Source organism: Mesorhizobium sp. L-2-11, from assembly GCF_016756595.1.
Lineage (GTDB): Bacteria > Pseudomonadota > Alphaproteobacteria > Rhizobiales > Rhizobiaceae > Mesorhizobium.
Genome location: NZ_AP023257.1, coordinates 4233806 through 4253835, shown reverse-complemented (window position 1 = coordinate 4253835; position 20030 = coordinate 4233806). Strand labels below are relative to the sequence as shown.

The following is a 20030-nucleotide window of genomic DNA, read 5'->3' as shown; positions in this document are numbered from 1 at the left end:
CTTCCAACTCCCATTTTCAGTCCCCTGCCTCTTCAAATGGTATTCGGTATTCAGTTCAGTTTCGGCTCGCGCCAGCCAAGCGCTTCTGCCTTGGCGAAGGCGTCCTGATTGGCACGTGAAAGCTCAATGGCGCGCGGCATTTCTGCCGGCGGAATGTCTTTCTCGGCCGGATATTTGCGAATGAAGTCGCGTTCGAGCAGCCGATAGTAGGCCGTGCCTTTCTTGGTCAGCGAGTAGGCATCGGCCGGATTGGCTTCGATCAGCACATCGGCAACGGCGATGGCTTCGTCATAGCGGCCTGCCGCCAGCAGAGCATCGAGAGCGCCGGTCGCGATCAGCGCAAGTGTTTCGTGGCGATTCAGTGTCTTGAGATAGACGCCATTGGCAACCGCCTGGTCTGTCATTGGCGCAATCTTGCGATAGTGTTCGTCGCGGGCGAAGCCGGCCCCGCTTGTCGTTTCAAGATTCCATGTCTTGCCTGTCGCTCGGTCGGTGAACTTTACGAACACATGGAGCGGCGCTGTCGAGAGGGCGAGATCGAGGCCGAGCTTTTCGCCAAGGGCGAGGAACAGCATCGGCATAGAAACGCAATTGCCCTTTTTCGTGGCAAGGTAGCGCGTCAGCATCTGCGCGCCGAACTGCTGGCCGAAAGGATCGGCCAGATCGTACTGGAACGGTTTCTGATCGTTCCAGTGTCCCGGCTCATAGATGAACGCCCTCAGAGCCTTCATCTTTTCCATGTCGGTTGCCGCCTCGGCCGGCGGCAAGGTGGACAGCATCTTGCCGACAATCGCCACCATGCCGTCGAGTTCAGCAATCGTGGCCGCTTCATTAATCGACGGATCGGCGAACCTGTCGACCGCGATTTTGGTGCGGGCGAAGCTCATCTCGCTGGCGGGGGCATTGAGGATCGAGCGCACGAAGGTGACTGGCGATTGCGCCTCGCCGGCAATAGCCGGCCACGTCGCTACGACGAGAAACAGCGTCAAGCCGAGCTTTGCGACGGTGCGATGCATAGGCCCCTCGTAACCGCATCGACTGCCATCATAATCGCGCCCGGGCCCAAAGATAGTGGGCAATCTCCAGTTGCGCACAAAAAACGATAGAGGGCGCGACTCTCGGTCGCGCGGTGGGCGAAGATACTCCGCCACATTGATTTTCGCGCCGGGCCGTTTTTGTCATGGAGCAGCGCGAAGGATGGCCTCAACTCGCTTGGTGGGCTTGGGCCATCGGTACTCGCCGGTGAGCAGGATATGCGCCCAGCCGAGCGGCGAGATATGGGCAAGCAGTTCCGGCGGCACGTCGAGCCCCGTATTTCTGCGCTGCAGGACGGCTCGCCCGAGATGAACCGTGTTCCAGTAGATGATGATGGCGGCAAGCAGATTGAGACCCGCTATGCGATAGTGCTGGCCTTCCGTGGTCCGGTCACGAATCTCGCCTTGCCGGCCTATCCGCAGGGCGTTCTTGAGCGCGTGATGTGCCTCGCCTTTATTGAGACCGATGCGCGCACGACGCTGCATGTCGACATCGAGGATCCATTCAATGATGAACAGCGTGCGCTCAATGCGGCCGACCTCGCGAAGGGCGAGCGCAAGATCGTGTTGGCGCGGATAGGAAGCGAATTTGCGCAGCAGCTGACTGGGCGCCATGATGCCGGCGACCATGGTCGCAGCACTACGCAAAATGTCGGACCAGTTCGAGACGATGAGGTCCTCTCTGATCTTGCCGCCGACGAGGCCGCGCAACTCGCTAGGTGTGCCGGCAGGATTGAACACGTAAAGACGCTTCGACGGCAAATCCCGGATATGCGGAATGAACCGGTAACCCAGGATCGAGGCGGTGGCGAAGACATGGTCGGTGAAGCCGCCGGTATCGGCGTATTGTTCACGGACACGCTGGCCGGCTTCATTCATGAGGAGACCGTCAAGAATATAAGGCGCCTCGCTGACGGTCGCCGGAATGAGCTGGGTCGCGAAAGGGGCGAACTGATCGGACAGGTGTGTATATGCCTTTACACCTGGTTCGTTGCCATATTTGGCGTTGATGAGATTCATCGCCTCGCCCTGTCGCGCGGTCGGGAAGAACTGGCCGTCACTGGAAGCGGTCGCTCCCATTCCCCAGAATTGGGCCATCGGCAGACGGCCTTGAGCCGCGACCACCATGGCGAGCGCCTGGTCGATGGCGTCGCTTTCGACATGCCAGCGCGAAAGGCGAGACAATTGCCAGTAGTCGTGGGTATTGGACGCTTCCGCCATCTTTCTTAAGCCCAGATTGAGCCCTTCGGCCAGCAGTACGTTCAGAAGGCCGATCTTGTCCTGGCAGGGAGCACCGGTTCGTAGATGGGTGAAGGCTTCCGTAAATCCGGTTGCCGCATCGACATCCAGAAGAATGTCGGTGATCCGCACTTCCGGCATGCGCCGGTAAAGATCGAGGATCAGTTCGTCGGCGTCCTGCGGTGTTGCCGCAGTCAGCCGTTCAAGATGCAAGGTACCGTCTTCGATGCTGCCGAGCGGAATGGTGCCGCTCCGGGCGGCTCTGGCCAGCCGCTTCAGTCCATCCGCCATTCTGGCCTTGCGATCGGCAAGCCATGAGCCGGGTTCGAACGGGACCGCCAGCCTTGTTGTGGCCAGAGCAGCCGACATCGGCACCAGCGCTTGTTTGAGATCGGCATAGCGGCGGGAATGGGCGAGCCATACGTCGCCGGACCGGAACGCGTCGCGTAAATGGAAGAGGACCGCTACTTCCCACAAGCGATGGTCGCCGTCATCCTGCGCCTTGAGATGGCGGTTCCATTTTGATGTGGGACGCAGAAAAGTTGTCGGTTGCGACGGTGTTTCGCGCTTTTCCCGGATCAGGGCGATTGCTCGCATGAGCGGTTCGGCCACGCTTGCCGCCTGTATTTCCAGGCAGCGCAGCATGCGCGGCGCATAGCGGCGGAAGCGATGAAAGCCCTGGATGACATGAGCCAGTGGATCGGCGGCAAGGGTGTCGGTCAATTGAGATGCCGTAGCGACCAGTTTCTCCAGCTCCGGCCAGCCTGGCGATGTGGCAATCGCCGTTTCAAGCGAAATGCCGTCGTTTCGTGCTTCGAGCATTGCCGTGCCGAGACCGGAGAAGGCGCGCAAGGTGTCGGTTACGGCCGTTTTGGCATCAGCAACGCGTCCATCGCAAAGCCGTTTGGCCTCTCGCCAGGTCTTGCCGACGATCCGGTCATGCGTCTCCACAACAGCATCGCCAATCGCCGCGGCCCACTCCACTACGCAAACGGCAAGAATAGCCAGGCGCCGCTCCGTTCCGATATCGCGCAAGCCATCGGCGAAATATCTCTCGCCCTGCCGTCGCAGACGGGCGATCCGATGTGGCGGAACATCATCGAGAACCTGTGGCTTCAATCCTAGCCCTGCCAGAAATTCAAGGCGGTCGAGCAGACGGTTCGCCAAGGCAGAGTTGTCACCCGGTTCGGTTCTGCGCAGCCAGACGAAGCGGCTGACATTGCCCTCCGTCATTTCTGTCAGCAGCATATCGAGCCGATCGCGGATCGGCTGATCGAGGCGATCGGTAATCCGCATCTCGATCCGGCGTTCGGCTGCCACAAGGGCGTCGGCGCAGAGTCGCTCAATCATCGAAATCGCCGGCAAGATGGTTTGAGTTTGGCGGCATCCATCGACAAATCGCCGTGCGAGATCTTCATTGGAGCGGGAATCTTCGGCCTGCGCGTCAAGCGACTCTTTCAGTTCCCGTGCGCCGCGGCCTGCGAAATTCTTGTAGCCGTAGATAGCGCGCAAGGCCTCCATATGCTGCTGGCGCGTTTGCCGGCGAACGGCATAGTTGAGCAGCGCGTCGCCGGCCACGCCGATCTGCGCGGCGATGAACGCAAGAACCTGGTCAGGAATGACCTCGCCCTGATAAAGCGTCCGCCCGGGATATCTCAGCGCGCAAAGCTGAAGCGCAAATCCCAGTCTGTTCTCGGGACGCCGCCGTTCCCGAATATGGACCAGATCGTCGTCGGCCAAAGTGTAGTGCCGCAAAAGTGAGACTTCGTCGGTCGGCAGGTCGAAGAGGGTAGCGCGTTGGCGATCAGTCAGAACGGAACGATGAGCCATGTTTCTTTTTTATCCCGAGGAAAGGATTGAGAATTCTTGTTTGTGAAATGGAATAAGGTATATTCACAATGGTTATCGCACCTGGTTGCGCGTCAATGCCTCAAACACTCGTTTGTGAAACATGCTGATCGGATACGCCCGCGTCTCCAAAGCCGATGGAAGCCAGTCGCTCGACCTCCAGCGCGATGCGCTCCTCAGTGCCGGCATTACAGAACAGCACATCTATTCTGACCGTGCATCAGGCACGAGAGATGACCGTCCCGGTTTGGAGGCCTGTCTCAAAGCACTCCGTAGTGGTGACGTGCTTGTCATCTGGAAGCTCGATCGGCTGGGCCGCAGCCTGCATCATCTGGTCAAAACCGTAACCGAGCTCACCGATCGCGGTGTCGGCCTGAAGGTCTTGACCGGTCAAGGGGCGCAAATCGACACGACAACGCCAGCCGGGCGGCTTTCTTTCGGCATCTTCGCCGCCCTGGCCGAGTTTGAAAGCGAACTTATTCGCGAACGAACGATCGCCGGCCTGCAGGCCGCACGCGCCAGAGGCCGAAAGGGCGGGAGAAAATTCGCCCTTACCAAGGCCCAAGTTCGGCTAGCGCAAGCCGCGATGGCAAATCGCGACACCGCCGTCTCCGAACTTTGCCAGGAACTCGGGATCAAACCGGTGACATTGTATCGATACGTCGATCCTACCGGCCACCTTCGCGACTATGGCAAGCGTGTCCTTGCCGCTTAGGGTGTCATTTCACACTCAGCCGGAACCGACCCCATATTGGTGAACGGCAACACAGCGATGGATGGCTTGTCAGGCAGCGGGAGCACCATTCGTGCCTTCGAAGCCACCTCGACCGGCGGTCCTGAACCGTCCCCGACGACCTTCCAAAGTGCTACACCTCCGGCGATCAGGATCAGCGCCGTCGCCGCGACCGCCGGCCGGCGCCATTCGATATAGCGCTTGCGTTTTGCTGGAGCTGTTCCGGATGCGGCGCGTGCCCGCGGGCCTACCCGATACAGACGAATAGGTTTTTCGATGTTCTTGAGCTTTTGTTCACCCAAGAATTCGAACTCAAAATCCAGCTTTCTCTCGACCTGATCGAATGCCGTTCCTGAAATAAGGACGCCCCCGGGTTCGGCCAATCCTTCCAGTCTCGCTGCGACATTCACACCGTCGCCATAGATATCCTGCCCTTCAACAATCACATCGCCAAGGTTTACGCCAATGCGGAATTCGAGTTGTTTTTCCTTCGGCAGTTCGGCGTTGCACTCCGCCATCGTCCGCTGGATTTCGACGGCGCAACCGACCGCGTCGACCACGCTGGAGAATTCTATCAGCGCGCCGTCGCCCATGAGCTTCACGATGCGCCCCTTATGAGCGGCGATCTTCGGATCGATCAGGTTCTCGCGGGTGCTCTTCAGGCGCGCGAGGGTATCCGCCTCATCGGCTTCCATAAGGCGGCTGTAGCCAACGATGTCAGCGGCAAGTATCGCCGCAAGCCTGCGCTCCATGGTAGTTTCCGGCGCTGGGCAACTGTTTCCATGATAAAAGAGTATCGCTTCGGAGCCTAGTCCTGCTCTGGTCGGCTGTCGTAAGCAGATGAGTTGTCCAGCTTGCGCCGCCAGCGGTTCGCACTGAACTCACACCTGGCCAGTCGACGCGCGACGAGTATATGCCGCTCGATGCGTTTGTCGACGAGGCGATGGCGTTGTTCAGCCGGGAGCCGACGCCAAAGGAGATTCTGGTGGAGCGCGTGGGCTTCCCGCGCTGGGCGGAGCGGGAACGGCCGGTTTGATCAAGCGGTCGACATGCTCAACGCTCACTGAGCGGCGCAGCAGCCTGACTGTTCAATCACGCAAGATCATGCGGTCGCCGCGCACGTCAAAACCGGACAGTGAGCCGATGAAATTCATGCCGAGCAGGCTCTGGCCGAGCATGCCGGGCGCGGCGATCATGACCGGCATGTCCTTGCGCACGATCCCGCCGATCGCCAATTCGTCGGTTCTCACGGCGGCGGCGCGCGCCATGCCGTTGGCGGTGGAAACCGGGATGGTGAATTCGAGAGCGGCTGGATTGAAGCCGGCCGCTTGCGCGTCCTGCGCGGTCAGCACGGTGCTGGTTGCGCCGGTATCGACCACAGCCCGGACCGGCGTGCCGTTGACCATGACGCGCGCTTCGAAATGGCCATTGCCGGCCTTGTCCAGGGTCACCGTGGCATGGCCGTCCTCAAGCCCCAACGCCAGTGGACTGCCGGGAACAAGGCCGGCCGTTACCCGGCTGGCGAAATCCTGCAATTCATAGCGGTACTGGTAGCCGGCGATCAATGCGAGCACGATGGCGGCCCAGGCGCCCAGGCTGCGGGCCATCGTGCCAAAGGGTCTGCCTGATCTGAGAAGGCCGGCGGCGATGAGCGCGATCAGGGCGCCAAGCCAGACCAGCCGGCTGAAATCGTAATTCTCGACGCCGAATGTGCTGCCGGCGGAATCGTTGAGCACGAGCAGGACCACGCCTAGCCCGATCAGGATCATCAAAACCCAGAAAAACCGGTTCATATCTGGCTCACGAGAGGGCGTCGCGTTCGCGCGCGAGGCGGGTACGGCGGGTTTCGCGGCGCGGCCTGCGCTCAACCGTTTCCAGCCGGGCCGGCAGCTCGGCCATGACGCTGCGGCGGGTTTCGGGGGTCATCTCGATCCAGGCGCCGATTTCCTCGCGCGTACGGCCGCAACCGAAGCAGAAGCCGGTTTTCATATCGATCGAACAGACCAGGACGCATGGGGATTCGATGGCCGTCATAATGTTCTCTCAGGGTTCCGTCAGGATCCCTTGTCTCGCTTCCACATGGTGTAACGGCAAAGCCAATGCAAGCCCTTCGGAATCCGCCGCCGGCCGCCGCTTTCGCGTCAATGCAGGCAGTTGTGCCGGCCGAGCAAAGGCGGCTATGCCGCTCACCAACTCCGGGAACCATCATCGACGACATGACCAGCACGCTACCCTTCGACGATTTTCGCAATCTTCTGGCGACCCTGCCGCGAGCCGACACGGCAGCCGAAGCCCGCGTCCGTGCGCTGTTTGCCAAGGCCGACAAACCCCGCGGTTCGCTCGGCCGCATCGAGGACATCGCCGCCTGGCTGGCCGCCTGGAGCGGCCGCGCGCCGCCGGCAGTGAACCGGCCTCTGGTGGCGATCTTCGCCGGCAATCACGGCGTCGCTCGCCACGGCATTTCGCCACGGCCTGTCGCTGCCACGGCGAACGCCGTCGAGCTTTGCGCCGCCGGGGGTGCGGCGATCAACCAGATCTGCATCGCCAATAATCTCGGGCTGAAAGTGTTCGATCTTGCGCTGCACGTTCCAACCGCCGACATCACCGAGGACGCGGCACTCGACGAGCGCGGCTGTGCCGCCACCATGGCCTTCGGGATGGAGGCGATCGCCGGCGGCGCCGATCTGCTTTGCCTTGGCGACCTCGGCGTCGGCAATTCCACCGTTGCAGCGGCCTTGCTTGCCGCACTGTTCGGCGGCAGTGGCGCAGATTGGGTCGGATCCGGATCGGGCGCCGATGCATCGATGCGGGCGCGCAAGGCGGAAGTGGTCGATGCCGCGCTAGCCTTCCACGGCACAGCTCTCAGGGACCCTCTGGAAGCGTTGCGCCGGGTCGGCGGGCGGGAGTTCGCAGCGATTGCCGGCGCCATCCTCGCCGCCCGGACGCAGAAGATCCCCGTCCTGCTCGATGGATTGGTGGCGACAGCCGCTGCGGCGGCGCTGCATGCCGCCGACGCCACTGCGCTCGACCATTGCCTGCTTGCCAGCCTGTCGCCGGAGCCTGCGCATGCCCGGGCCGCCGAGCGGCTCGGCTTGCGGCCGCTGCTTGATCTCGGCGTCAGCCACGGCGAGGGGGCAGGGGCGGCCCTTGCGGCCGGCCTGGTCAAAGCCGCTGCGCTCGCCGCCTCGGGCATGGCAGCGGCGCTCCATTAAAGCGCGTCGCGTTCGACCCGCCTCATGCGACGCGCTTTAAGTTGTTGCTTTTGCGCGACATGCATTAAGCGTCTATCGCCGGCGCGCAGCAACGGCTTTTGTCGGCAGCGCCGGCAATTCCTCCATCACCCGGCTCAACGGAAAGATGGCGATCGCCTCGGTGCCTTCGCGCAGCTTGGAATGGAGTTCGAACTCGCCGCCATGCATGGCGAGCAGGCTTTGGACGATCGGTAGGCCAAGCCCGGTGCCTTGCTCGGCGCTCTTGATGGCGATGGAACCCTGGCCGAAGGCGGACAGCACGACCGGAATCTCGTCTTCCGGAATGCCGGGCCCATTGTCTTTGACGGAGAGGTATTGGCCGCCGCCCGCTGTCCAGCCGACGCGCACGCGGATCTCGCCGCCAGTTCCGGTGAACTTGATGGCGTTCGACAAAAGATTGAGCGCGATCTGTCGCACCGCGCGTTCGTCGGCGAACAGGCGCGGCAAGGCGTTTTCGAAATCCTGGACGATACGGATGTCCTTGTTGCGCGCCTTCAGCTCCATCATGTGACAGCAATCCTCAACCACGGAAAGCAGCATCATCGGCTCTTCGTTGAGCTGGTAGCGGCCCGCTTCGATACGCGACAGGTCGAGGATTTCGTTGATCAGGTCGAGCAGGTGCTGGCCAGAGTCATGGACGTCGCGAGCATAGTCGCGATAGGTCGGATTGCTCATCGGTCCGAGCACCTCGTTGGCCATCACCTCGGAGAAACCGAGAATGGCGTTGAGCGGCGTCCGCAACTCATGGCTCATCGAGGCCAAAAACCGCGACTTTGCCAAATTGGCGTCCTCCGCCCGTCGGCGCGCTTCGTCCGACATCGATTTCGCCGTGTCCAATTCGGCAATCAGCGCGTCCTTTTCGGAGCGGAACGAGAGCAGCATCAGGGACGAACGGTTGAGGCGGCGCGCCACATAGGCGAAGAAGGGCAGCGAGACAATCAGCAACCCGGCCATGATCAGCTCGACCGGCATCCACTGTCTGGCGCCGGCATAGGCATAGGCGGCCACCGGAACGGCGAAAGTCGCCAGCAACGCACCGCGCAACGATGACGCCGTGATCGCGGTCGCTGCCATGGCAAGCAGCAGCACCACCGCCTTGATCAACTGGAACTGGTCGACCTGGCAGGCGTCGCAACCGAGCCAGGCAAACCAGGCCCAGCCGAGGCCGCAAAGGAAATGGCCTATCAGGAAATCACGGTGCGTCTGCAGCGGGTTGAGTTCGGCAGCTTCGGTCCGGTCGATGCGCCTCGCCATGAACACGACGATGGCGTAGCAGATGAGTATGAAAATCGCCCAGACGCCAATTGCCTTGCCGACGCCAGCAAACAGACCGGTCGCGGCGGTCGCCAGGACGAGAAGCGGAACGATGATCGCGCCGCCTATCATCGCACGGGCGTGGAGTTTCAACAGCTCGCGGTCGAAATCAGGATTTCCGGCCTGCTGCGAAAGACGGTCGCGCGTCTTGCGCACCGCGCGCGCCACATCGCTGTTGCGGTGGGGTTTCCGGCGGTCCACAATAAACTTGTCCGCTGTGGTCGAGCGTTGCGAGGGCATGGAGACTTCAATTTATGCGGGCAGCGATTTCAAATCGTTAAGCTACGGTCGAATGATTAACCAACGGTTTGCCATATGAGCCGATCGTGGTCGCGGCGGCCGGGACAGCGATACGTCCCGCCGCGGCCGCGAAGCCTTTGGCGCCGGCTGGCGGACTACGCACTGGCCGTGCTGGTCCTCGGTCTGTTGATCCTGCTGGCGGCGCGGCTTGATCGGATCGAGACGCGCAAGACCGAGGGTGCCGCCGTCGTCAATGACGGCGATACGATCACGCTCGGCACCGAGCGCATCCGCATGCGCGGCATTGATGCGCCCGAATATTCACAAATCTGCCGCAAGGACGGCGCCGACTATCCCTGTGGCAAGCTGGCGCGGCAGTCGCTGGTACGTCTGATATCAGGCAAACCCGTCTCCTGCACCGGCTGGCAGCGCGATCGCTACCGCCGGCTGCTCGGCGATTGCAGCGCCGGCGGCAGGGATCTCAACCGCTCCCAGGTCGAGGCCGGCTGGGCAGTTGCCTATGGCGATTTCGAGACCGAGCAGGCCGCTGCCCGCACAGGCAAGGCCGGCATCTGGGCCGGCACTTTCGACGAGCCGCACGATTGGCGCGAGAGCCACGATCACGAAGTGGTCGAAAGAAAGCACGGTCGTCTGGCTTCGATCGGCGATGGCTTGCGAGAAATTTTTCGCTTCTGGTGATGGTCAACCCTATAGTTGTTGCAACAGACCTGATCAGAGCGGCGTGCGTCCATTCGGACGCACAAGCCCATGCGGCCAGGTTTTTTTGTTTCTAGCGTTGTGCTTCCGGAAATCGATTCCGGTTGTCGGGCCGGCGCGAAAGGAGGATGGGATGAAACTCTTCGACGGCGGCCGGGCGCCCAATCCACGGCGGGTTCGCGTCTTCCTCGCCGAAAAGGGACTTGAGGTTCCGCTGGTGCCCGTCGACATGGGCGCGCTGGAGCACAAAGAGCAGCCGGTCAGTTCGCGCAACCCGCTGCAGCGTCTGCCGGTGCTCGAACTCGACGACGGCACCGTCATCACCGAATCCGTCGCCATTTGCCGCTATTTCGAGGAACTGCACCCGGAACCGGCGTTGTTCGGCCGCGGCGCGCTCGGCAAAGCGCTGGTCGAGATGTGGCAAAGACGGATGGAGCTCAATTTGCTCAACTGCGTCAGCGCCGCGTTCCGACACGTCCATCCGGCGATGAAGGAATGGGAGATTCCGCAAATCCCCGAATGGGGCGAGGCCAACAAACCGAAAGCGGTTGGATTCCTAAAACTGCTCGACGACGAGTTGGCGAACCGCGAATTCGTTGCCGGCGACGCCTATTCGATCGCCGATATCACCGGGCTGATTGCCATCGACTTCATGAAGCCGGCGCGCATCAAGGTGCCGGAAGACTGCGCCAACGTGCTGCGCTGGCATCAGGCGATCTCCAGCCGGCCGAGCGCCGCCGCCTGAGGATGAGCCCCAGGGCATGAGCGAAGAGCTGGAAAATTTCGCGGCGAGGGTGCGCGCCTGCCGTATCTGCGTCGAAAACCCGGTCGGCCGGCCGCTGCCGCACGAGCCGCGCCCGGTGCTCAGGCCGTCGTCGAGCGCCCGGATCCTGATTGCCAGCCAGGCACCGGGCACCAAGGTGCATATATCGGGCATGCCGTTCACCGACGCCTCCGGCGATCGGTTGCGGAACTGGCTGGGCGTCAATGCGGAAGAATTCTACGACACGACTAAATTCGCCATCGTGCCGATGGGCTTTTGCTTTCCCGGCCAGGATGCCAAGGGCGGCGACCTGCCGCCGCGCCGCGAATGTGCAGCGGCCTGGCGTGCGCCGCTGATGGCGCTGATGCCGCATATCGACCTGGTGCTGACGATCGGCCTCTATGCGCAATCCTGGCACATGGGCGCCGCGCGCCGGCCCTCGCTGACGGAGACGGTGATGGATTGGCGCACTATCTGGGATGCGCCCAGCACCCCGAAAGTGCTGCCGCTACCGCATCCGTCGTGGCGCAACACCGGCTGGCTGAGGCGCAATCCTTGGTTTGAAATGGATTTGCTGCCGTTTCTGAGATCGGAAATCCGCTATCGCCTTGGCTGACGCGCAAGCAAGAAATCGCTCGCTTTTGCGCCATCTGACAGAAATTCTTTCTTGTGAATGGCCCAAATAAGAAGGACTATAGCCAATCTATTCCTGATCTATCCCCGTGGGAGCACCCAAATGGACCGCCTTGACAGAAAAATCCTCCGCCTCTTGCAGGAGGACGCGACGCTCGCGGTCGCCGATGTCGCCAAGAAAGTCGGATTGTCGACCACGCCCTGCTGGCGGCGCATTCAGAAGCTCGAGGAGGAAGGCGTCATCAAGCGGCGCGTCGCCATCCTCGATCATGAAAAGGTCAATGTGCGCGTCACCGTGTTCGTGTCGATCCGCACCAATTCGCACAGCCATGAGTGGCTGCGGCGCTTTTCGGAGGTGATCCAGGAATTTCCGGAAGTGGTCGAGTTCTACCGGATGAGCGGCGACGTCGACTATCTCTTGCGCGTGGTGGTGCCCGACATCGCTGCTTACGACGCCTTCTACAAGCGGCTGATCGCCAAGATCGAGATCCGCGACGTCTCGTCGTCGTTCGCCATGGAACAGATCAAATACACGACCGAAATGCCGCTCGACTACATGGTCCTGGACAAGGAATCGGGCGCCAACGCTGCCTGAGGAGTTCTTGCTTAGTTCTTCTTTTTGTTGAGGAAACCCCAAGGCGAGCTTGCCGGTAGCGTGATCGTGTCCGGCACGAGATCGACGTTCGCCACCGCCGCCTTGCGCACGGTGTAACCCGACTGGATCACGCTGACACCGTCGAGGATGAAGAGCTGACTTTTCTCCATGCCCGGCTCCAGCGCGCCGGTCACGGAAACCGGCTGATAGGCTTGCGACATCCTGTAGGGGCGGGCGGGCGTGACGAGGACGATCTGATTGGGCGGCGGCGTCGGCATGTGGCTGCACGCCCCAGTCCACGGCACCAGCAGGAACTGATAGACGAGATCGCCGTCACGATCGAGCGGCAGCGCGTACCCCGCCAGTTGGATGGCCTTGTCCCGCAAATCGAGAGACAGCGTCTCGCCACGGTCGGGCATTTTTGCCGCGACCATCGGCAATCCGACACTTTCGGCAGCGGGCTGGGTCGCCGGGCGCAGGTCCTTCCAGAATATGCGCGCGGTTTCGGCGGAAGCGGTTGCAATGGAGAGGCCCAATGCTACAGCCAAGGCCGAAACTGATTTGAGACGATTGTTCATTGCCTTCATCCTTCGCCAGTCCGTGGCTGGATCGGGTAAACCCCTCGTGAAGTATCGGCCGGAGTGATCCACTTGTTATCGCAGAATACAACATCGAGTGCCATGACCGTGGGGCAAACCGTCGTTGAGGCTTCAAGCCGCTCTGAAGGGCAGAGCGGCGCCGGAGCGGGGAGTTCGATCGGAAGAAAGGCGAGGAAATCGCCGGAAGCGTCTTGCCCAGTCGCCTCAGCGGAGCAGATAACCTTGCCAATCGATGCCTGACGACAGAAACCCTATCTTCGAATATCGCCTGAGCCTGGAGAAGTTCAATGCCGACCAGCCATGATCTCAGCGGGCTGATGAAATTCCTCAGCCGTGACGGATGGAGCGAATGTTTCGCGGAAGTGTTCGACGATCATTTCGGCCCGATCCTCGGCGACGGGGACATGGAATTCGAAGAGCTCGCCGAGGTCCTGGGTGAGGACAGAGTCATGAACCTTTGGGGCTGCGCCTTCGAGGATTTCCTGACCCGGGACTTCGAGCGCGAACCCAGCAACATCGTCGACGAGTATCTCAAACGCAGAGGCTGGAAGGAAAATGCGCAAACGAGAGCCTATATGGGCGCGCTGCGTACCTCCATCATGAGCTTGTATGAGGTGAGCGACGTCGTTCCGGGACAATCGCTCATGGCGCGCGATCTTCTCCGCGGTGGCGAACCGATCCTCGTCAAAGAGGGCACCGCCACCAAGACATTGAAGCAGTGGGACAAGATCGCGGCGAGAATCGTGCCTGTCCGCGGAAAGAATATCCTTGCCGGCGGGGTTCTTCCCTTCACCCGAGAGGCCACCCAATCCTTGTTCGATGCCCTGTTGGACGTGTTCGGCAAAAAGAACGCAAGAAAGCTGCCGGCCATAAAGGATGAAGACCTGCGGGCGGTGGCGTTCACGTTTACGCTCGTATGGGTATCCGACGCCCTTGACAAGGTGATGAACATGCCGAGGGTCCAAAATGCCGAAGGCGACGAATTCATGTTTCATGATGTCCGCTTTCCCTTGGCCGCCGGCGCGACGCAGGAGGACATCGCCGCCCGGCTGAACGGCATAGCGGGCATGTCGCAGGAAAATGCACAGTTCTGGAACTGGCTGGGATACATGCCGCAAGGCGAAGACAGACCCAAGGAGGCGGGCACGCTTTCCCTGGACACCGCAATGGACAGCGGTTTGCGCGTGTTGGGCAATGTCGAGTTGAAAGGCGGTTTCCTGTGTCTATTCGCCAATTCCGCCGCGCGGGCGGAAAAAGGGACGGCCCTGATCCGGCGAGCCCTCGGCGATCTGGTCCGAACACCTCTTACCGAAATCCGTACCATGCAGCAGATGATGGCCGAACGGCCCGCCAAGGATGGCAGGACGCCCTCATCGAAGATGCCTCCGCAACTCGCTGAACAGGTCGTTCACGAATACCTGGATCAACATTATCGGGAAACCCTCGATCAACCGGTCCAAATACTTGGGGGCAAGACACCGCGTCAGGCCGTCAAGACCCAAACAGGCCGGCAAAAGGTCGCCGAGTGGCTCAAATACCTGGAAAACCAGACCGCCAGGCAGCCTGACCGCGACCATCCTATGGCCGTTTACAGTTTTGAGTGGATGTGGACGGAACTTGGCGTTCACGACCTGCGCCGCTAGCGGCTGGCGTCCTAACGCTCCAGGCGCATCACATGCCGGCGCGAGCCGGCCATGCCGACCTCGTGGAATCCGCGGGCCACGAACATCTCTCGAACGCCCATGAAACGGTAACTCGGCGACGCCCGGTCGACCGGATAGGCCTCGATGATCCTGGCGCCTTTGGCGAAGGCGTGATCGATTGCCGCGTCTAGCAGGGCGCTTGCCAGTCCACGGCCGCGCGACGCCCTCGGCACATAGAAGCAGACGATCGACCATACGCCCGCCTCGCTGTCGTCCTGCTCCTGCGACAGCTTGCGATAGGTCTCGCGTGGCGCCACGGAGCACCAGCCGACGGTCTTGCCTTCGGCATGGGCGACGATGCCGACCGGCGTGCCGGCTTCGATGAGCGCCATCATGGCCCGTCTCCTGTCATCGTTGGACGCGTGTTCGCGGTTTTCGAGGTGGCGCCAGGCCATGCACCAGCAATATTTCGGGCCGCCAGGCTGCTCGAACAAGTTCTCGAAATCGGCGCGCGTCGATTGCGTCACCTCGGCAAAGCGGATTTGGCTCCGGTCAGCCTTTCCTGGCGAGCCGCTCGAGCGTCTTGGCATCGGAAAGCTCCCGTGCAGCGTCCTTGCCGATCCAGCACGCCGTCTTGTCGGTCGATCCGGCCAGCTTCTGTGCCAGGGCAAGGGCAGCGCCATGCAACTTCGTCGATCGCTTGCCGATAGAGCGAAGCGCCCAGTTCACTGCCTTCTTGACAAAATTACGGCCATCGCCGGCGTGCGCTTCGATGATCGACAGGAAGTCGAAGAAGGTCGCCTCTGGCTCGTTCTTCCGGTGGACGACCGACCAGGCCATCATGGCAAAGGCCGTGCGTCGAACGAACTCCCGTTCGTCGGCGGCGAACTCTCCTATCAGTTCCTTCCAGCAATCCGTGTCGACAAAGAGATCGGAGACGCCGTCGACGATATCCCACGAGTCGAAAGTCGCCGCCCATCGTCTTGCATCCGCAGCAGAAAACCGCTTCGGATCTGCTGTGACGGAAGCGATGAACTGCGCTTCCATGATCCCCGACTCCCATAGGTCGAAGGCACGCTCATGGTTGCGCTTGATTTTTTTGGCAATCTGCCGCTGCACGCCATGCGAGATTCCGAGCGCACGGTCGATCTTGATGCCGTAGCGCAGCATGCCAAGGCGGCCCTCCTGCGAGCCGATCGAGCGCAGATGGGCGACAATCTCCTCGGCGCTGGATTGTGGCGAAAGCTCGGCCACGACAAAGCCTACTTTTCCAATCGCGCCAGCAGCGAAGACGTGTCCCAGCGTTTGCCGCCCATCGCCTGCACATCCTTGTAGAACTGGTCGACGAGTGCCGTCACCGGCAGCTTGGCGCCGTTGCGGTCGGCCTCCGCCAGGCAGATGCCGAGATCCTTGCGCATCCAGTCGACAGCGAAGCCGAAATCATACTTGCCGGCATTCATCGTCTTGTGGCGGTTCTCCATCTGCCATGAGCCGGCTGCGCCCTTGGAGATCACCTCGATGACTTTTTCGATGTCGAGCCCGGCCTTCTTGCCGAAATGGATGCCCTCGGCCAGCCCCTGGACAAGGCCGGCGATGCAGATCTGGTTGATCATCTTGGTGAGTTGGCCCGAGCCGGCCGGGCCCATCAGCCCGACCATGCGGGCATAGGCATCGATGACAGGCTTCGCCTGCTCGAAGGCTTTCTGTTCGCCGCCGACCATGACGGTCAGGATGCCGTTTTCGGCGCCGGCCTGGCCGCCGGAAACCGGTGCGTCGAGAAACGAAAAACCGCGACCTTGCGCCTTCTCCGCCAGTTCGCGCGCGACTTCAGCCGAGGCCGTGGTGTTGTCGATGAAGATGGCTCCCTTCTTCATCGACTGGAACGCACCCTCGGCTCCGATCGTCACCGCGCGCAAATCGTCGTCATTGCCAACGCAGCAAAAGACAAAGTCCTTGCCGTCGGCGGTCTTAGCCGGCGTGTCGGCAACACTGCCGCCATGCTGGGCAACCCATTGCTCGGCCTTTGCCTTGGTGCGGTTGTAGACGGTGACGTCGTGGCCGCCCTTGTTCCTGAGATGTCCGGCCATTGGATAACCCATGACGCCAAGACCGAGAAATGCCACCGATGCCATATTTTCGAATCCCTTCAATCCTGTTTTCCGGCCTTCTTAGCGGATCAGGCAAAGCGATGGGAGTCAGCGATGCAGATGGATCGTAATGCGCCGTTCGATCCATTCGACTGCGTGGCGCAGCGTTTCGACAATGATCAGATAGATGATTGCCGCCCAGACATAGGACTGGAAGTCGAAAGTCCGCGAATAGGTGAGCTTGGTGATGCCCATCAGATCATAGACGGTGATGATGGCTACGATCGCCGAGCCCTTGATCATCAGGATGATCTCGTTGCCGTAGGGACGCAGCGCCACGATCAGAGCCTGCGGCAGGATGATCTTCCACATCGTCTGCAATTTGTGCAGGCCGAGCGAGGCAGCACCCTCCCACTGGCCCCTGGGCACGCTCTCGATCGCGCCGCGCAGGATTTCAGCCTGGTAGGCGGCCGTATTGAGCGAGAAGGCGAAGATTGCGCAGTTGAACGCCTCGCGGAAAAAGCCCCAGAGGCCAATCATATCGAGCTGCGGCCGGAACGAACCTACGCCGTAATAGACAAGGAAGGTCTGGGCCAGCAGCGGCGTGCCGCGGAAGAAATAGACATAGGCATAGGCAAGACCCGAAAGAAACCGGTTCTTCGACATGCGGGCATAGGCGATCGGCACCGAAAGGATCGCGCCAAGCACGATCGAGATGGCGACCAGCAAAAGCGTCACACCCAGGCCTGTCACATAGGATGGCGCATATTTCGCGAAAAGCTCGCCGTTCCAGGCGACAATGAGGTACGCAGCAATCCCGGCGAGAAAAGCTATCCACATACAGACCAGCGCGTAGCCGAGAATACGCTGGCGCGGCCAGCCGTGCGGGATTGCTGGCGGTTTTTCGACCTTCGTCGCCACGTCGGCTGCCGCCGCACTCATCGCTGCACCTGCTGGCGGCCGACCGCACGTTCGATCGCGTTGATACCGAAGGACGATATGATGGCGAGGAGCAGGTAAATAAGCGCGGCAACACCGAAAAACAGGAAGGCGTGCTTGGTGACGCGGGCGGCGACGCCGGCTTGCCGCAATATGTCGGTAAGGCCGATGGCGGAAACCAGGGCGGTATCCTTGAGCAGGATGAGCCACAGATTGGCAAGACCCGGCAGCGCGATACGGACAAGCTGCGGCAGCACCACGAGGCGCATCGTCTGCCAGCCAGACAGGCCAACCGAATAGCCGCCCTCATACTGTCCCTTCGGGATGGCGCGGAACGCCGAGAGGAAAACCTCGCTGGCGTAGGAGGAGAAGACGACGCCGAGCGCGATCATGCCGGAAACAAAGGCATTCACCTCGACCGCGGCGGTCGGGTCATACAGGCGCATCAATTGCTGGATGCCGACTTGCGCGCCGTAAAAGATGATGAACAGGGTCAGCAGCTCAGGCAGGCCACGAAAGATCGTGGTGTAGATATTGCCGGCCAGCCGCAGCGACGGTTCGTTGGATTGCTTGGCAAGCGCAACCAGAAAGCCGATCACCAGACCGAGAGGCAGGGTCGCGGCTGCAAGCGAAACGGTGATGAAAACACCATAGGCGATGTCGTCGAGCCAGCCTTCGGGTCCCCAACTGAGCAGCGTCCAAACGCTTTGCATCCGCCTGTCTGTTCTCCTCTATGGCTTTTTCTGAGAGCGCGGCGTCAGCCCTCGCGCTTCGCTGTTTGCGCAAACGGCGGGATGACCCGCCGTTCGCTGTCAATCCGTAGGGATCAGGACTCGCCGCCGTAGACGTCGTACTTGAAGTACTTGTCGTTGATTTCCTTGTACTTTCCGTTGGCGCGAATGGCGTCGATCGCCTTATTGAACTGATTGACCAACGCGGTATCGCCCTTGCGCACGGCGATGCCGGCGCCCGGACCATGGATCTCGACGTCGGGCGTGATCGCACCGATCAGCTTGCAGCAGGCGCCGTCCGGCGTGGCAAGCCAGCCTTCGAGAACGGTGATGTCGTCGTTGACCGCATCGACGCGGCCATTGGCGAGATCGAGCTGGTATTCCTGCGCGGTCGGGTACGGCTTGACCGTGCTGTCGGTATAAGTCTTGGTTGAATAATTGAAGTGGGTGGTGGCCGCCTGCACGCCGATCGTCTTGCCGGCCAGGTCCTCCTTGGTCACGCCTTTGATATCGCTGTCCTTGGGCGCGGCGATGGCCGGCGGCGTGTTGTAGTATTTGTTGGTGAAGTCGACCTTCTCGGCACGCTCCGGGGTGATCGACATCGAGGCGACGATGGCGTCGAACTTGCCGGCCTGAAGCGCCGGGATGATGCCGTCCCAATCCTGCGCGACGAAAGTGCACTTCACCTTCATCTCATCGCAAAGCGCCTTGGCGATATCGATGTCGAAGCCGACGAGCTGGCCATCAGCGGTCAGGTTGTTGAACGGCGGATAGGCTCCCTCCGTGCCGATCCTCAAGGTTTTCTCCTGAGCCTGGGCAACGCCCAATGTCAGCAGCGCCGCCGACGCGGCGAGCGCTATACGCAGTGCAATACGCATGATAGTCCTCTCTGTATGTTCCCGGCCGTCGTTCCGAACGGCTCTGTGGGCGGTTCTGTTGACCGCCCGCTGGCGCGATACTCCCATTCTTTCCCAAGAAAAAGCAACTGTAAAACCGTTGCTTGCGGGTTTCGCATCCCCGGACAATGCTGACGTTGCGGCAGGCAGACAACCGAGGAAAACAGGGAGGCCAACGAGGAAACAGCGGGCGGCCGATGCTGCTTCGGCAGTGCCCTCAGCGCGTCAACCCTGTCGCGCGCTCGATGAAGTCGGCTATCGATCTGGTGTCGTCGAGATCGAAGACAGGCAGGTTTTCGTCGGCTATGGCGAAGTCGGCGGCGATGGCGACGATATGCGGATCGTTTGCCGAAAGCGGCGCCAGGTCCTTGGCTTCCAGCCGCCGCGTCTCGATCTTGCTGTGCGCCTCGCGTTTGTAGCCTTCGACGAGCACGATGTCGGACGCGCCGAGCCGCGACAGGATCGCATCCAGCGTCGGTTCGTCCTCGCCGCGTAATTCGTGCATCAGCGCCCAGCGCCTGTCCGACACGATGGCGACTTCAGTGGCCCCGGCTTGCCTATGGCGAAAACTGTCCGCCCCCGGCTTGTCGATGTCGAAGGCATGATGGGCGTGTTTTACCGTCGACACTTTCCAGCCACGCCGGACGAGCTCGGCGACCAGCTTTTCGGTCAGTGTCGTCTTGCCGGAATTCTTCCAGCCGGTGATACCGAAGACGCGTCTCATCATGGCTTCATGCTCTGCAACAGACCTTCGGCCCGGGCAAGGTC

The 20030-nt window shown here is 61.3% G+C and carries 21 protein-coding genes and 1 pseudogene; 8 read left to right on the top strand and 14 right to left on the bottom strand.

Annotation, left to right across the window (positions count from 1 at the left end; translation table 11 throughout):
• Nucleotides 1-50: 50 nt before the first annotated feature.
• Nucleotides 51-1016, bottom strand: a complete 966-nt coding sequence (locus tag JG739_RS20410) for a transglutaminase family protein (protein ID WP_199202862.1) — start codon at nucleotides 1014-1016, stop codon at nucleotides 51-53.
• Between the two features lie 162 nt (nucleotides 1017-1178).
• On the bottom strand, nucleotides 1179-4103 hold the full coding sequence (locus JG739_RS20405) for a Tn3 family transposase (protein ID WP_199202861.1): 2925 nt from the start codon (nucleotides 4101-4103) through the stop codon (nucleotides 1179-1181).
• A gap of 121 nt (nucleotides 4104-4224) precedes the next feature.
• Here JG739_RS20405 and JG739_RS20400 point away from each other — a divergent pair, with 121 nt between their 5' ends.
• Nucleotides 4225-4836: a recombinase family protein gene (locus JG739_RS20400; RefSeq protein WP_199202860.1), complete on the top strand. Its 612-nt coding sequence runs from the start codon at nucleotides 4225-4227 to the stop codon at nucleotides 4834-4836.
• Here JG739_RS20400 and JG739_RS20395 read toward each other — a convergent pair.
• Nucleotides 4833-5606, bottom strand: a complete 774-nt coding sequence (locus tag JG739_RS20395) for an adenylate/guanylate cyclase domain-containing protein (RefSeq protein WP_202363118.1) — start codon at nucleotides 5604-5606, stop codon at nucleotides 4833-4835. The two genes, JG739_RS20400 and JG739_RS20395, sit on opposite strands and share 4 nt — an antisense overlap.
• 92 nt (nucleotides 5607-5698) lie before the next feature.
• Here JG739_RS20395 and JG739_RS36205 point away from each other — a divergent pair.
• A pseudogene (locus JG739_RS36205) lies at nucleotides 5699-5921 on the top strand (oxidoreductase); the annotation flags it as partial.
• A 21-nt stretch (nucleotides 5922-5942) separates the two neighbouring features.
• On the opposite strand, the gene JG739_RS20385 reads toward JG739_RS36205, so the two are convergent.
• Together JG739_RS20385 and JG739_RS20380 are read right to left on the bottom strand one after the other, a co-directional pair.
• Complete coding sequence (locus JG739_RS20385) at nucleotides 5943-6647, bottom strand: TIGR02281 family clan AA aspartic protease (protein WP_202363117.1); 705 nt, start codon at nucleotides 6645-6647, stop codon at nucleotides 5943-5945.
• 7 nt (nucleotides 6648-6654) lie between these two features.
• A complete protein-coding gene (locus tag JG739_RS20380; RefSeq protein ID WP_202363116.1) occupies nucleotides 6655-6888 on the bottom strand; it encodes a DUF1289 domain-containing protein in 234 nt (77 codons plus the stop codon).
• 182 nt (nucleotides 6889-7070) lie between these two features.
• Between JG739_RS20380 and JG739_RS20375 the strand changes: the two genes are divergently transcribed.
• The gene (locus tag JG739_RS20375; protein ID WP_202363115.1) at nucleotides 7071-8066 is read left to right on the top strand and encodes a nicotinate-nucleotide--dimethylbenzimidazole phosphoribosyltransferase; all 996 of its coding nucleotides are present in this window, start codon (nucleotides 7071-7073) and stop codon (nucleotides 8064-8066) included.
• 72 nt (nucleotides 8067-8138) lie between these two features.
• Here the strand turns inward: JG739_RS20375 and JG739_RS20370 are convergent, their stop codons facing one another.
• Nucleotides 8139-9659, bottom strand: a complete 1521-nt coding sequence (locus JG739_RS20370) for a sensor histidine kinase (RefSeq protein WP_202363114.1) — start codon at nucleotides 9657-9659, stop codon at nucleotides 8139-8141.
• Nucleotides 9660-9734: 75 nt separating this feature from the next.
• On the opposite strand from JG739_RS20370, the gene JG739_RS20365 reads away from it, so the two are divergent.
• From JG739_RS20365 to JG739_RS20350, 4 genes are all read left to right on the top strand, one after another.
• Complete coding sequence (locus JG739_RS20365; RefSeq protein WP_202363113.1) at nucleotides 9735-10358, top strand: thermonuclease family protein; 624 nt, start codon at nucleotides 9735-9737, stop codon at nucleotides 10356-10358.
• A gap of 151 nt (nucleotides 10359-10509) precedes the next feature.
• On the top strand, nucleotides 10510-11121 hold the full coding sequence (locus JG739_RS20360) for a glutathione S-transferase (RefSeq protein ID WP_202363112.1): 612 nt from the start codon (nucleotides 10510-10512) through the stop codon (nucleotides 11119-11121).
• A 16-nt stretch (nucleotides 11122-11137) separates the two neighbouring features.
• Nucleotides 11138-11755 (top strand): uracil-DNA glycosylase family protein, encoded by a 618-nt coding sequence (locus JG739_RS20355; protein WP_202363111.1) that lies wholly within the window; start codon nucleotides 11138-11140, stop codon nucleotides 11753-11755.
• 120 nt (nucleotides 11756-11875) lie between these two features.
• Complete coding sequence (locus JG739_RS20350) at nucleotides 11876-12367, top strand: Lrp/AsnC family transcriptional regulator (protein WP_006333679.1); 492 nt, start codon at nucleotides 11876-11878, stop codon at nucleotides 12365-12367.
• Nucleotides 12368-12378: 11 nt separating this feature from the next.
• Here JG739_RS20350 and JG739_RS20345 read toward each other — a convergent pair whose 3' ends face one another.
• The gene (locus tag JG739_RS20345; RefSeq protein ID WP_202363110.1) at nucleotides 12379-12945 is read right to left on the bottom strand and encodes a DUF3299 domain-containing protein; all 567 of its coding nucleotides are present in this window, start codon (nucleotides 12943-12945) and stop codon (nucleotides 12379-12381) included.
• A gap of 308 nt (nucleotides 12946-13253) precedes the next feature.
• Between JG739_RS20345 and JG739_RS20340 the strand changes: the two genes are divergently transcribed.
• Nucleotides 13254-14609, top strand: a complete 1356-nt coding sequence (locus JG739_RS20340) for a hypothetical protein (RefSeq protein ID WP_202363109.1) — start codon at nucleotides 13254-13256, stop codon at nucleotides 14607-14609.
• An 11-nt stretch (nucleotides 14610-14620) separates the two neighbouring features.
• Here the strand turns inward: JG739_RS20340 and JG739_RS20335 are convergent, their stop codons facing one another.
• The 7 genes from JG739_RS20335 to mobB all read right to left on the bottom strand — a co-directional run bounded on the left by JG739_RS20335 (nucleotide 14621) and on the right by mobB (nucleotide 19989).
• Nucleotides 14621-15199 carry a GNAT family N-acetyltransferase gene (locus JG739_RS20335; RefSeq protein WP_202363108.1) on the bottom strand — a complete coding sequence of 193 codons (579 nt, stop codon included), beginning with the start codon at nucleotides 15197-15199 and terminating at the stop codon, nucleotides 14621-14623.
• On the bottom strand, nucleotides 15162-15863 hold the full coding sequence (locus tag JG739_RS20330) for a DNA alkylation repair protein (protein ID WP_202363107.1): 702 nt from the start codon (nucleotides 15861-15863) through the stop codon (nucleotides 15162-15164). The genes JG739_RS20335 and JG739_RS20330 overlap by 38 nt, the downstream gene beginning before the upstream one ends.
• A gap of 8 nt (nucleotides 15864-15871) precedes the next feature.
• A complete protein-coding gene (locus tag JG739_RS20325; protein ID WP_202367546.1) occupies nucleotides 15872-16741 on the bottom strand; it encodes an NAD(P)-dependent oxidoreductase in 870 nt (289 codons plus the stop codon).
• Nucleotides 16742-16804: 63 nt separating this feature from the next.
• Nucleotides 16805-17638, bottom strand: a complete 834-nt coding sequence (locus JG739_RS20320) for an ABC transporter permease (protein WP_202363106.1) — start codon at nucleotides 17636-17638, stop codon at nucleotides 16805-16807.
• A complete protein-coding gene (locus JG739_RS20315) occupies nucleotides 17635-18348 on the bottom strand; it encodes an ABC transporter permease (protein ID WP_202363105.1) in 714 nt (237 codons plus the stop codon). Before JG739_RS20315 ends, JG739_RS20320 begins: the two co-directional genes overlap by 4 nt.
• A 113-nt stretch (nucleotides 18349-18461) precedes the next feature.
• Nucleotides 18462-19244: an ABC transporter substrate-binding protein gene (locus JG739_RS20310; protein ID WP_202363104.1), complete on the bottom strand. Its 783-nt coding sequence runs from the start codon at nucleotides 19242-19244 to the stop codon at nucleotides 18462-18464.
• Nucleotides 19245-19479: 235 nt separating this feature from the next.
• Nucleotides 19480-19989 carry a molybdopterin-guanine dinucleotide biosynthesis protein B gene (gene mobB / locus JG739_RS20305; RefSeq protein ID WP_202363103.1) on the bottom strand — a complete coding sequence of 170 codons (510 nt, stop codon included), beginning with the start codon at nucleotides 19987-19989 and terminating at the stop codon, nucleotides 19480-19482.
• Nucleotides 19990-20030 lie beyond the last annotated feature (41 nt).